Raw genomic sequence first — 13,814 nt, forward strand, 5'->3', positions numbered from 1 at the left:
TCTATGTCTTGAATCCGTAGTAACGGTTTTCGACCGCCAGTTTCGGCGACCGCGTGAACAACGTGACCTCGAAACTCAGCTCAACCAACGCCGCGCGGAATTCCGAACTATCCAACCCGGCCTGCAGATCCGCCGAACCCTCGCGCGGCGGCGGCGGCCTGAAGCGCCGGATCATGCGCTGTATCAGCGCGACGAGACTGAACAACTGGAACAGATTCGGTGACCTCGCGGCATCCAGACGATACGACATGGCGCTCGTGATGTCCTCTGCTAGCGCGAGCGGCAATGCTGGCAGGAACACAATAGTATGGATACCTGAATTGAACATGTCGACAGCCAACAAGCGCGCGTCGCCCGTGCGTTTGCGATCGACTTCGAGGCGGCGTATGCGCTCCACCGGCTCTTCCTGGATCACCACGATCCCCGCATCCCAGCGCAATCCCTGCACGGTTGATTCGGGCGCGATGCTTGTGACCATTTCCTTCCACGTCGTGTACGCCGGACGCAGGCTGCCCATATTCGCTACACCAACGAGATGAAAGACCCGACTGGCATCCAATTGCGGGTTCGTCGCACTGAAAACCTTGCCGATGCGCCACGCGGAAGCAAGGGGTGCTTCCAGTTCAGGACGGCAGACGAGCGCGACGCCCAAGGTGGACCATTGCGTCAATCCGGCCACGGGTTGGGGAAGCACCTCGCCAGGGCGAACGAACGTAGGCGTGCCAAGCAGAATGTCCCGAATGTCGCGGCGCGTTTTGATACTCAGTGCGGCTTCCCAGGGATACGACGCCAACTTGCGATCCACGACCAGCATGGTTGGTCCCGGCACGAGAAGGCCACGCAGATCCGCCCGCATGGCCGCAGCGACATTCGCGTAGGGCGCGAAGCCCACGTGCCCGGCGTAGGTGAAATCGCCCGGCTTTCCGAGCGTGGTCCGCCTCGCCAGCCGATAATCGAAGAACACGCCGCCGGGTTGCGGCCGCTCCTGAACCAGCAGTTGCGGACGCAGGCTTGCGAGCACCCTGCGCGGCAACACCACGTGCACGAGAAAGAGCAAAATCGCGATGTTGAGGGCCATACCGGCCAGTTGCACCAGCACAAATCCGGTTGCCTCGAATTTCGTCGTCGCCAAGACTCCAGCGGAAATCAGCAGTGCGGCGAAGGTCAGACTGCTTGCGAACAGCAAGGGTCGGAAATGATCGTGCGCATCGCTTGCCACGGTTCGCGCTCGCGTTGTGGAAAGCAGGTCGAATTGCGCAATCGTGCCGTAGCGCTGGAAGGCGCTGGACTCCACCCGCTCCGTTTGTTCCGCCCGGCCTTTTGTGCTGAATTCCGCCTTCAGCCTCGCAACGCGTAGCAACCAGTCGAACCAGGGCGAGTCGAATTCGGTGCTCGCTTCGAGGCGGTCCCATTCGGGCAATGCCTCGTCGATCAAACGGCACGACTCATACGCCCTACGGGCCCGCCGCATGAATTTTCTCGCTTCATCGCGCTCGCCCAATCGAATCGCGTTCAACGCGGAGCAAACCGACGCGCGAAAGTGCCCGAATGTGTCGTTGACCGTCTCGTAGAGATAGTCGGCATATTTGAACAGGCTGACGGCCCGATCAGGCAAACGCAGCGCCAGCAGTTCCGCTTGCTCGAACGCCATTTCGGCGAAGTAGCGCGTGTTCTGCGCCGATGGCATCCAGTTGATTTCGCCTCGCAGCGCCCGCAGCCGAAGCATTAATTGCGGATCTTCCTTGCACGCCGTCTCGGTGCAATACTCCAATAGCGGTCCTGCGTAATCGCTTTCGCGGCCTTGCGCCCGACGCATCAGATCGAGTTCCAGCGCATCGAGTATCGAATGGGGATCGAATGTGCCGTCGGAGCGGCGCAGCGCGTCCGGGAGAGATCGCTCCGCCTCACGGGCAAGTTGCCCCGACTCCTCAGGATCGTGCGCCGATTGCGTTGCCCACCAGCCATGCCAGGACGGCGAAGCGGCTTGCTCGATCGCGATCAGGTCTGCCGTGGCCGACAATGCATCAGGCTCGCGCATCACGCGCTTTAGCCGCAGCGTCATGCGCCTGACTGCGTCAAGCGCGTCCTGGTCAGCCGCCGCTGTCGCCTTCGCGAGCACCGTGCGAAGCAGCCGGCCGGCTGCCTCGGCATCGCCGCTCGCAAGCAGCACCCGGGCAATGCTCACGAACAACAGCGGCGCTTCACGATGCGCCTTGCACACAGGCCGGCGGCCCGGGTCGTAGATCCTGTCGATATCGAGGTCCGGTACGCGCGGCACCCCCGCACGCAACTGCAGCAGCAGCACGCGCGCGAGCAGCCGCTCCGCATCCACGCTGACCAGCGCGTGAAGCGCCGAACGCGCGCACGCCTCGAATTCGTCCGTGTCGCCTGGGCGGGTGCCAAAGCGCAGCAGCAGCAGCAGCCACGCCCGATGTTTGATCGAGGCCGGCACGCGCCAGTCGGCATAACCGCGCGACGTGTGACGGTCCGACAATTTCTCGATGAGCTGCCTTGCTTCGTCCTCCGTATCCTGCAGAATGCTCGGGCTTCGCGCCGCGAGACTCGCCATAAACGCCCGAAGCCCCGGGTCAAGCGACGGATCGCGCACGAACGTGGCGATCTCGAAGAGCGGCACATCGCGCTCCACGCGAGCATCGAGTCTGGCGGCAAGCCCGGCCACGAGTTGCCGGTAACGCCACTCGTCGTCGCGAAACTGTTTGACCCGCGCAAGCAGATCGGCGTCGATCTGGTCCAACGCGATCGTCGCACGCAGATAGAGCCACCGCTGTCCCACCAGATCGGGATGACGTGCGGCTTCGGCCTGAATTTCCTCCCACAGGCTCCGCCTAAGCTGAGCGTGCGGTCCGTGCAGTGCCGCCGCCGCATACGTGGCCCGAACCGCCGCGCCCAATGGCGAACGCCCCTTGCCCGCTGCATTGCCCTCGCACATGAGATATTGGCAAACCGAATCGGCCCAGGCCCAGTTCGCCAGGTCCGTGACCGCGCGATCGATTTTCGCCCACAGATCCAGGGCCGAAATCTCGTCGCTCAGCCGTAATGCCGCGTCGATATTCGCAACAGTCAGGTCTGCGAACGGATCGGGCGCGTCCAGTCTGCGCGACATGACACACGCGAGTTTCGGGCCTACGGTCCTGCGCGCGAATTCGAGCTGAGCGCTGCGGCTCGTGTCCTCGTAGTAGTGCACAAGCCGCGGCAGAAGGTTGTGATCGACCTGCAAAACATCATGTTGATAGTCGATCCATTCAAGCCCCCCCAGCTCGCGGAAAATTCTGCGCCGCTCTTGCGCGTTGCCAACCAGGTCCTCCAGCATGCCGATATCGAACCGGCGCAACAGCACGGCCGCCGGCAACATCTTGAGCAGGGACTCGTCCTTGATGCGCCCGAGTATGCGCATCTCCACATAGGGATCGGTCTTGCCCGAACTGATCGTCTCCGACGAAAGCTCGGGCACGTCCTTGATCCAGTCTGCGTAGAGCGAGATATCGAACGGGTTGTAGCGCTCGATGTCATCCGGCGCCGGCGTGCGCGGAAAATGCCAACGGATATCGATCGGCGTATCCACGTCAGGGCTCTTGTCCAGGATAGCGGTAAGCCGCTCCTCGCCTGGGACCACTTTCGCCACGCGCGTAAAGAAGTCGGACGCCTCGCTGCGCGTGAAGCCACGCACCGGAAGCAGCTGCAGGTAGCGCTTTTCACGCGGTAACATCTTGTTGCGCTCGGACAGTGCATCGGGCAGCGCTTCCCAGCCGGGCTGACCGTCCGCGTGCGTATCGCCTGCGCGCGCGAGTAGCCGGCGCCCGGCGAAGACCACGCGCAAGCCCGGAAACCTGTCGTGCACGCGTTCGAGAATCCGGAACGTGGCTTCGACGCTCGGCAGCATGGCGCCCGCCGGTTCGAGCCGCGCCAGTTCCTCGCAGGTGTCCAGCATGAAAACAACCGGTTTCGGCAAATTCACGAGCAGCGTGAGGAAGGTTTCTAGCACGTCGCCGAATGCTACGCTCATGACGTTCTTGAGCGGGTCTTCGGGCGGCGGCTCACTGGCCAGGCTCGCATGGACGCCGTTCAGCCGCCCCACGAATTCACCGTAGCGTGCCTCCTGATCCGGGCCACCGTAGAACCGCAATTCCTCGGCGAGACTCGCCAATAGCTCGCCAGGCCTGCGCACCGGATAGTCCGGGCTGATGTGATCGAAATCGACGCGCGTCGTGGGAAGCCTGCGCCCGTCGACAATCGCGAGCTGCGAGGCGATGTAGCGCAGCAGCATGGTCTTGCCGACCCCGCCCGCGCCAAGGTAGTGCAGCGCCCACGGTTGCTCGTCGGATGCGGCGAGCAACTGCCGGAACGCGTCGATCTGCTCGGCGCGCGGATAGTAGTGCGCCAGATGTCGCTCGTCAGCCGCGCGTCTAAGCGTGAGCTGGATGGCGTGCCGCCCCATGACGAGTGCCGGCTCGAGGCCCGCGCCGAGGACCTTCGCAAGCGGCGTGGCGACGTTCAGAATCTCCATGGCGGCGCTGGCGTTTCCCGACTCCACGGCGGCGCGAATCTGGCGTGTCAGCTCCGCCGCCGCATCGACAACACCGCCCGCTCCGGCAACGGCGGCCCAGCGTGCCGTCGCCGTTGGCACGTCGTCGCCGCGCGCCGCGCACGCCAGAATCGCGCGGGCGCTCGTCCGGGCGGCCTCGTCAAAGAATGTCGGGCCGCGACGGCTTTGCAAATAGGCCGTGACGTCTTCGCGCAGCGGCTCGCTAAGCCAAAAGCCGCGAGCGGCGTCGACACCGCGTGCAAGCGGCCAGATGGCAAGCGCAGCGTTGCTGGGCAAATACGCGCCGACCTCGCAGATCGCCGCCAGCCGATCGCTGTGATTTGGCAGCCGCCTCAGCTCTTCGACGAGGTATGCGAAAATGGGCGACGCGCGCCGAGCAGTCAGCAGCGCAGCGATGCGCGCGGCGGCCACGAGCCGTCCGCGTTGCGCCGCCTCCCGCGCCACCTCGAAAACGAGCGCCGGATCGCTTTTCGCCGCAGCTTGCGCGGCGGCAGGCGAAAGTGTGCACAACACGCGCTCGCGCTCCCGCGCATTAAGCGGTTCCATGGCCTCTGCGAGACCAACCACGGGTTTCGACGCATACGTTTCGAGCAGAATCTGGGCGCGCGCGACGGGATCGTCGTGGTCATTCGCCAACGCTAACGCTTCATCGACCTTTCCGATTTTCGCGAGTGCGCGCGCGGCAGCGGCCAGCACGCTCGCTCTTTCGCCCGCTTCCGTGATCGCGCCCGCGAGCGCAATGACGTTGGAGACGGCCTTCGCCGCCTTCTCCCGCGTGAGCCACGCAAGCGCGGACGCCAGCATGCGGGCACGCAGTTCAGGGTTCGCGACTTTGCTGACCGCGTCATCGAATAGCCCATTGACCTGCGCACGCAGAGCCGGAACCAGTCCCGGTGCGACGTTGAGCAAAGCGGCCGCGCGGGACTCGGGCTCGGCGATATCCCTGAGCGCACCCAGCGCCGCGTTCCAGATGTCGAGACGCGGGCCGCCGGAAGCCGGCGTAGCGGCTTGCAGCAGTGCTTGCGCGCGGTCCTCCGGTACGTCGATAGACGACGCTGACTTGATGATGTAACGCTCGAGGGTCGCGTCGTCGGCGTAGCCGGTTTGGAGCACGGTCGCGGCGCGCACCCTTGCTTTGGGATCCTGAATAGTCGAGATTGCATCGAGCGCGGCGGGGACGATTTGTGCCCCCTGCGGGTCGCTCACCGCCGCCAGCCGCACTGTGGCAGATTCGATGACCGAGCTTCCCGTTTTCGCTGTCTCCGACAGTTGCTGCTCCAGAAGCTGCGCCGCGCGCCGCGTGGCCTCGGGGTCCGGCGCTGCGCTGTCCGCCGTGAAAATCGTGCGGATCGCGGTGGCGACAGAAGCGATCGCCGAAGAGGACTGCGGCGCGCCGGACAAATAGCTTTGCGCCTCGCGCAACACGCGCTTTTGCAAGGCGCCCGGCGCCATCGCCTGCGCGCACTCGCGTAAGTCGTCAACCCGCTTGCGCTTATCGGCTTCCGAAAGACGAGGCCAGAGCGCCATCATGGCCTCGGCGTTACGACGCGCCGCAACGGACTCGGCGGCGCGCGTCTCGCGAGCGCACACGCCGGCTGCCTCCGCGCGTTCGAGAAAGTCGGCCAGCGCGGTCGAATCGACTTGGGAAACGACTTGGGCATTGCCCTGGGCCACCGGGAAGCAGGCCGACGCGGCGAGGCGCTCAGTCCAGAGCGGGACGATGACGAGCCACGCGAGCGAAGCGTCGTCGAATTCGCCTAGACGCGCGGTGCGCCGCGCCTCGATTCTCTCGCGCAGCGTTTTCTCGACGTCCAGTTCGAATCCAGCGAGCGTGCTCACGGCGTGCTTCCCGTCTGCAATTGCAGCTTTTTCATTTCGTCCGAATCCGTGGCTCGCTTCAGAAAATTTTCCTTGCTTGCCATATCGGCCAGCATGAAGAACTTATCGGTGAGGAACTCGCGTGGCAGGCCGTTCAACCACTTCCGGTAGAGCCCCTCCCACTTCTCGACGGTCGGCGCGTCGGTATCGTAATCCATCACCCAGGCCTGATCCGAAATGCCGGCAGCGAGATTGCCATCGAATGGGTTGAGAAGCACGCGCGCGTACGCATACATGTCCTCCGACCAGCCCTTTTCGCCGCGCACGAACGCGCCGACGCGCGATACGCGCCAATACGCCCGCTGCCCTTCCACGACCGGCTTGAGCAGATCGTCGGCGGGCGTGCCAAGCCTGAACGAGATCACCACCGGCACCGGCTCCTCCTTCGTGCCAAATCCGTACGCCCCTAGCTTCACCGTGCGCGCGATCGCGTCGAATTCCCTGAAGTAGTCCTGCACGTCGTCGAGCAGCAGCACGCAACGGCTTGCATCGCTGGCCAAACCCTCCCTGCGGGCCTCGTGCATCAAGGCAGCGAATTCCATTCGGATCGCTTCAGCAATCGCGGCGGGACTGATCTGCGGGTCGCCGGCGGTGCCGGTCCAGCCGATCCGCAGCGCTTTCGCAAGACGTGCATCGAGCTCGTTCAGCGCCATTTGCTGATGGTGGTAGTACTTCAGTTGCACCAGTGGCCCCTCGTTTCCCGTCTCGAGACCAATCGACTGACGCGCTGTTTCCATCGCCTCGTTGATCCGCCAGGCAATCTCCATTGTGCTGCCCGGCGCTTTGTATGTCGGTGCGCCAGCCAGCATGGCGCACGGCACATGCTGATGCCGCAGCGTCTGGATCACCAGCTCCTCGAGCAAACGGGTACGGCCACAGCCCTTGTCGCTGCCTTCGGCGTTGTTCGAGTCGCGCGCATACGCTGCGAGCACGACGCCACGTTCTGGTTCGCTGAAAAGCTCGTCGAACAGCCGAAAGAACTCCGTGCGGCCACAGAAAACCGGGATGCGCTCGCGGCGTAGCAAATACGGCGGCAACCGTTTCGCAATCGTCGGGAGCTTGCCGGTGGCTGCCGCGACGGCGGGCCGATAATCCGGCTGCACGGCCGCCGAAAGATAAACAGTGGGAAAGCCCCAGTCCACCGAACGCAATGGCGCATCGCCTTGGGCAATCGCCGCGCGGCGGCCTTTCGTCGTCGCCGCGACGAGCGTCTCGCCGCTTCTCACGAGGGCGTGCCCAAAACCGCGCGTGAAAAGCCGGCATGCCAGGTCGGAGATGCTCCCGGACATCGCCACGACGACCGGCACGCCCTCACGGACCAGTTGTGCCGCAAGCGGCGCGACCGCTTCGGGACCCAGCGCGCTGCCGACCGACGCGCCCGTCTTGCACGAACTCAGCACCACGATCTGCGGCGGCTTGCCGTTGACATTCAGCCATTGCCAGATCTGGGACGCGAAGAAATGCGACATGGGATTGTGCGCGTCCGGCTTGAGCTCGATGAAACCCGCGTTCGTTCCGAGATCCAGATCGCCGTGGCAGATGAAATGAACGACTTCCGGCCCAAATGCGGCAATGTGTTTTTGCAGTACCTCCGGGCTGGCGTTCTCGAGCACATAGGGGTAGAAGGGGCAGTCGGTTCCTGCGTCGCGCAGAATCCCCATGATCTCCGCACCGGGCCGGATGGAAGGATCGGAATACGACGTGCCGACGGCAAACAGCACACGCGGCAGCGCGCTCAATGGTTTGGCATCCGAATCACTGTCCTTCACGACACGCGTCAGCGCGACGTCGATGCGCCCGCTGTCGCGTTGGGTGCTCGCCACGAGGAAGTTCGACCCGTTGTGCATCATCTCCCAGTGCAGCCGCGAAAGGTTGCTCTCGTTCGCGTCCCATTTCAGGGCAAGCTCGACGAGCGACGCCTGGCTCGCCTGCGCGACATCGAGCATCTGCGACCAATGGACGGCGCCAACGAGGTTGTCGAACAAATAGCGTCCATAGTCGACGATATGCTTGGGACTGCGTTCCACGATCTCCCGATAGACTTCCCGCACATCGCCCGGCGTTTGGCTCGACAGCCCCTCGCACGCCGGTTCGCCCGCCGCGTGCGACTCGGCATCGGGAAAGGGCAGCAGCCCGCCGTCCCCGTCGTCCTGCTGCAACATGCGGCGCTCCCAGGCAATGCCGGGACCTTGCGCATTGACGATCCACGCGCCGGCCGCGCGCTCGACGCAAACGGTGACTCGCATGGTCTACATTCCGGGTTCGGGTAAGTCTGCGAGAAGCAAGCCGGCAAGACGATCGTTACGCGTATCGACTTCATCGGCAGCCGGGGTATGGGCGAGCCGTACGATCTCTTCACGGCTCGCCACGATCGACTCGATCAACTTCTCCTGGAGCAGAAGCCGGCGCTTCGCGCGCTGCGCTTCGTCGGCCGTGTTACGGATCGCGGACCAAGCGCCGACGCCTGCCCCGAGCACGAGGCGCGCCGACTTAAGATAGCCGTTCGGGACCATCGCCCCTTCGCCACGCAGCGCCTTGGACCAAAGCGCGACGTTGCCACCGGGCAGAAAGTCTTCGCGCTCGAATTGGGCCATGTCCTGCAGCGTTCCGGACTGCGTATAGCGGGCGCTCGTCACGGCTTGAGCGACATGCGCGACGTTTCCGAGGTCCGCCGTGGCTGCGATGCGCAAATCGCGATTCTTCGACATCGCGGGCGCCGCCAGCAGATTTTCGACATTGAGCCCGCGCAGCGCCGAAGTGCCGTCGAAACCCAGCCGGTTCGCCACGTCGCTCATGAACACAAGCCGCACGAGCGCACAGGGGTAGCGAGGATTGCTATCGTCGAGCATGTCGGCCGGCTCGCCCCAGACCAGTTCTGCCAGCGCCCAGAGCGCCCACGGACCGATCATCAGCAGTGAATAGCAGTCCGCGAACAGTTCCTTGCCCCATCCGCGCCAGCGCGCGCCGCCGGCGGCTTCGAGCGTATCGGCAAAAGCGCCCAGCATCGCCCCGGCATTGAGGTCGAACTGGACATGGTGGCCAATCTCGTGCGCGAGGTAAGCCAACCACCATGGCTCGTCCACCGCAACCGGCGGAAAGCCCGTGACCGGCAACGGTAGTTGCGTGAGCATCGCATTCAGAAATCCGCCGTCGACGTCGGAGCGCAGCTCTTGTGGCGGTTCGTCGCGTGGAATCGCATACGGCGAAAAGGCAAGCGCAACGAACGGAAGCGGTACCGCGGGCACGGCGACGCCAGCCGCCCTGAATGGCTGCGCGTAACAACTCCAGACGATCTCATCGGCCGCCTTAAGTGTCGGTGCGAGAGCAGGGTCGCCGCGCTGGTCGAATTTCGTCTGAAAATAACGCCAGATACGCTGGATCCAGAGTAGTCTGCGCTCGATCAGACGCATGGCGGAGTAAGTCGAACGCTCGCTTTGGGACGCCGGAACAGCGCGAATCTGGGCATCGACTTTGTCGAGCAGAAATCCCAGTTGTGTCGCCAGGGTCGAAATCTGCGTGACATACTGCCTGTTCGTGTCGTTACGCTTGCTGACGCGGACCCATTCGTTGATCGCATACCGGAGGCTTTCCAATACGCGGAGCGTCTGATTCTTTCGCTCCAGGGTGCCGGGCGATGTGGCGGGTACCGATGTCGCGTTCAGGATCTGCGTGACCACGATGATCTCCGCGTTGCCACAACAGCACGAATAATCGTAACGATAGGAGAAATTCCCCTGTGTGCAAGCGGCCGGCTCGACGGCAGGCACAGGCAGTGTGCGAGCATACGTATGAGCAGTTTCCTCGTACGCAAACGAAACCAATGTGTGCTGGCGCACACATGCTGCGCAGGTGCGTTCGTGCCGCGGTCGAATCACTCGCCTTAGCCAGCGTCGTTGCGTTCCGGCCCGATATCCGCGCTCCGTGGCGCACCCCCGCGAGCGTTCCGGCGCTCCCGGCACGAAGCGTTAAACCGGGCGATTGTCGCCCCCAGCTGAACGCAGCATCGCGCTCCAGCCACTTTATGCACACCCGCGCCGACCGCATACTTCGTCACATAGCCTCCACCGACCCGTCAACGCCATGCTAAACAGGGACGCCATTCGCTCCGGTGCGTTTCTCGAGAGTTTCAGCCATCTCCCGCCGGAAATTCTCTGGACGCAAGCCCAGATCGCCCAGTCGCTCGCCGATACGATGGCGAAGCGCCCCGCCGGCGAAGAGGTCTGGGTGTTCGGCTACGGTTCGCTCATGTGGAATCCGCTCTCGCACTTCGACCGGCGCGCGAGCGCCACGCTGCATGGCTGGCGCCGGAGCTTTTGCATACGCCTGTTCGGCGGACGCGGCACCCCGCAGTGCCCCGGCCGCATGCTCGCGCTGGAGCGCGGCGGCCATACGCAAGGCGTGGTGCTGCGGCTCGATGCCGCCACGCTCGACGAAGAACTGCACATTCTCTGGACCCGCGAAATGCTGACGGGCGCCTACACGCCCGCCTGGACCGCGGTGACGCTCACGACGGGCGAGACGCGGCACGCCCTCGCCTTCGTGGCGAACACCTGCCCGCGACAATACGAAGCCGATTCGAGCCCCGCGACCGTTGCGCGCGCGATTGCCCAGGCACATGGGCCGCTCGGCAGCAACGCGGAATATGTGTTCCAGCTCAGGCGAGCGCTAGCGGATTGCGCGATGACGGACGCCTACGTCGAGGAAGTGGCGCAAGCCCTCGAACGTTTCGAAACGACGTCTTAAGCGAGCCGCGCGAGACCGGTCACCATCTGAACGACGCCAAACGCGGCAATCGCAACGGCGGAAAAAAGGGAGATGCCCCGCGTGAACGCGAGCGGCAGCTTCGTACGCAACGCGGACGTCACGCCGCTCAGGAACAACCACCACACGGCCGAACCCGCGAACACGCCCGTCACCATAGTCACCATCAGCGCCACCGAAAACCCTCCCGGCGCGCCATGTTCGCCTGGCATGGCCGGCAAGGGCCCGAGCGCGGCGAACGCGGCGATGAACGAAAAAATGGTCAGGGGGTTCGAGAGCGTCAGCGCAAACGTCGTGAGGAAATCCCGTGTGACGGGGCTGCGCTGCGTCTCCTGTACAGCGGCCGGCGCGGTGGGCGACTCGCGCGCGATGGTCCACGCCATCCACACCAGAAATGCGCCGCCCGCCGCCTTCAACACCACCGTCAGCATCGGCAGCGCCGTCACGATGCCGGCCACGCCGAGCGCGCCAAGCAAGCCATAACACGCATCGGCACACGCAGCGCCAATGCCCGTTGCGAAGCCGGAGTAAAAACCGCGGCTCAGGCTGCGCTGGATGCACAGCATGCCGATGGCCCCGACGGGTGCGGCGATGCAAAACCCCATCGCCACGGCTTTGACGAACAACATGTCCCCTCTCCCGCAATTCGTGTTCTATGAGGGACTATCGTAGACGGCGAAGAGTATCCGCAGAAGTCGGGATTTAAGGGAAAATCGGCTTTTCACCTTAAACATTTCGCCATGATGGACGATCTGGACTGGAAAGTACTGGCGCTGCTGCAGGAAAACGGCCGCATGACCTACACCGAGGTCGCACGCCAGGTGCATCTCTCTGTGCCTGCTGTCACGGAGCGCGTGAAACGTCTCGAAGAGGCCGGCGTGATCGAAGGCTACACGGCGCGTGTGAATCCGGCCGCCGCCGGCTATCCGATCTCGGCCCTGATCGGTATTACCGTGCCCCAATCCGCGAAAACGAAGTTTCTCAAGCTACTCGGCACGATTGCCGAAGTGCTCGAATGCCATCACGTGACTGGCGCAGACTCCTATGTCATTCGCCTCGTTGCGTCGAGCGTGGCCGATCTGGAGCGCCTGATCCAGCGCGTCAATCTCTACGGCGAGACGCGCACGTCCATCGTCATGTCCACGCCGCTCGCCGCGCGTGCGCTCGCGAAGCCTCAGGTCAGCCCGGCCGGGTCGCGCGGCAAGGCCTAGCCGCGACGACCCGGGTCCTCAGAGCGAACGCTCGATCGCCTGGCCCAGCAGTTCTACGCCGAGATCGATCTCCTGCTCGCTCACGGTCAGTGGCGGCGCGATGCGGAACACGCCGCCCATGCCCGGCAACTGCACGATGTTCATGCTGAGCCCGAGCTTCATGCATTCGCGCGTGATTTTCGCGCCGAGGCCGTCGGCAGGCTCCTTCGTGCGGCGGTCCTTGACGATCTCGAGACCGAGCAGCAGCCCGCGCCCGCGAATGTCGCCGATGCACTCGAAGCGCTCCATCAGGTCCAGCAGCCCGCGCCGCAAGCGATCGCCCATGATGTTTGCGCGCGCAACGAGTCCGTCGCGCGCCACCACGTCCAGCACCCGCAGGCCGACTGCGGCAGGCAGCGGATCGGATACATGCGTCGTGTAGAACAGGAAGCCCCGTTCGTGCGCGGCTTCTTCGATCTGCGCAGAAGTGACCACGGCCGCGAGCGGCAGGCCGGCGCCCAGCGTTTTCGATAGCGTGAGAATGTCGGGCGTCACGCCATCGTGCTCGCATGCAAACATCATCCCGGTGCGGCCAACGCCCGTTTGCGCCTCGTCCAGAATCAGCAGCATGCCGCGCTCTTCGCATTTGCGCTTGAGCGCCGCCATATAGCCTGGCGGCAATTCGATGATGCCGCCCGAACTCAGGATCGGCTCCGCGATGAAGGCCGCGAGATTGCCGCTGGACTGGCGGTCGATGAGATCGAATGCGTAATCGAGTTCCGCGAGGTAATCGTATTGCCCGTTGCGCTCGAAGCGCGGCCGGTACGTGAACGGCGCGGGAATCGCATACGAGCCCACCGCGGCGGGACCCACGCCCTTGCGCCCCGCGCTATAGGTGGCCGAAGCCGCGCCGCCCGTCATGCCGTGCCACGACTGCGCAAAGCCCACGATTTCGAATTTGCCCGTGACGAGCTTCGCCATGCGGATGGCGGCCTCGTTCGACTCCGCGCCGGTGCTCAGCAGCAGCGCCCGGTCGAGCCCGTCGGGCGTGACGTTGGCGAGACGCGTGGCCAGTTCCACTACGGGCCGCGAGAGCATGCCGCTGAACAAGTGGTCCAGCTTGCCCGCGTATTCGTTGATGACGGAGACGATTTCCGGGTGGCTGTGACCGAGCACGGCGCTCATCTGCCCCGAGGTGAAGTCGAGAATCGGCCGGTCGTCCGCGTCGTAGACGAAGCTGCCCTGGGCGCGCTCGATGATCATCGGCTCGAACGTGCCGCCATAGCGGATCAGATGCTGTCTCGCGTTGCGCCAAAACTGCTCGTCGTCGTTCCTGGACACGGGCTTCTCCTCGTCGGGTAGCGGGTTTTGCGGGTTTTCCTTGCAGTCTAGTCGGCGCTCTGGTTTTATAGAATCGAATA

7 protein-coding genes are annotated in these 13,814 nt (G+C 64.2%); 2 read left to right on the top strand and 5 right to left on the bottom strand.

The features are described from left to right. Position 1: 1 nt before the first annotated feature. From E1N52_RS32195 to E1N52_RS32205, 3 genes are read right to left on the bottom strand one after another with little or no spacing between them, the layout of a single operon-like run. Positions 2-6,403, bottom strand: coding sequence for an ATP-binding protein (locus tag E1N52_RS32195; protein ID WP_133187496.1), 6,402 nt, complete (start codon positions 6,401-6,403; stop codon positions 2-4). After that, complete coding sequence (locus E1N52_RS32200) at positions 6,400-8,688, bottom strand: CHAT domain-containing protein (RefSeq protein WP_133187498.1); 2,289 nt, start codon at positions 8,686-8,688, stop codon at positions 6,400-6,402. Before E1N52_RS32200 ends, E1N52_RS32195 begins: the two co-directional genes overlap by 4 nt. Positions 8,689-8,691: 3 nt before the next feature. Next, complete coding sequence (locus tag E1N52_RS32205; RefSeq protein WP_133187500.1) at positions 8,692-10,119, bottom strand: neutral zinc metallopeptidase; 1,428 nt, start codon at positions 10,117-10,119, stop codon at positions 8,692-8,694. A 403-nt stretch (positions 10,120-10,522) separates the two neighbouring features. On the opposite strand from E1N52_RS32205, the gene E1N52_RS32210 reads away from it, so the two are divergent. Next, on the top strand, positions 10,523-11,185 hold the full coding sequence (locus E1N52_RS32210) for a gamma-glutamylcyclotransferase (protein WP_133187502.1): 663 nt from the start codon (positions 10,523-10,525) through the stop codon (positions 11,183-11,185). Here E1N52_RS32210 and E1N52_RS32215 read toward each other — a convergent pair. Further along, positions 11,182-11,832 (bottom strand): LysE family translocator, encoded by a 651-nt coding sequence (locus E1N52_RS32215; protein ID WP_133187504.1) that lies wholly within the window; start codon positions 11,830-11,832, stop codon positions 11,182-11,184. The two genes, E1N52_RS32210 and E1N52_RS32215, sit on opposite strands and share 4 nt — an antisense overlap. Positions 11,833-11,946: 114 nt before the next feature. On the opposite strand from E1N52_RS32215, the gene E1N52_RS32220 reads away from it, so the two are divergent. Then, positions 11,947-12,414, top strand: coding sequence for an Lrp/AsnC family transcriptional regulator (locus E1N52_RS32220; RefSeq protein ID WP_133187592.1), 468 nt, complete (start codon positions 11,947-11,949; stop codon positions 12,412-12,414). An 18-nt stretch (positions 12,415-12,432) separates the two neighbouring features. On the opposite strand, the gene E1N52_RS32225 is transcribed toward E1N52_RS32220, so the two are convergent. Continuing rightward, positions 12,433-13,734 carry an aspartate aminotransferase family protein gene (locus tag E1N52_RS32225; protein ID WP_133187506.1) on the bottom strand — a complete coding sequence of 434 codons (1,302 nt, stop codon included), beginning with the start codon at positions 13,732-13,734 and terminating at the stop codon, positions 12,433-12,435. Positions 13,735-13,814: the final 80 nt, after the last annotated feature.

This window comes from Paraburkholderia guartelaensis, assembly GCF_004353905.1.
Lineage (GTDB): Bacteria > Pseudomonadota > Gammaproteobacteria > Burkholderiales > Burkholderiaceae > Paraburkholderia > Paraburkholderia guartelaensis.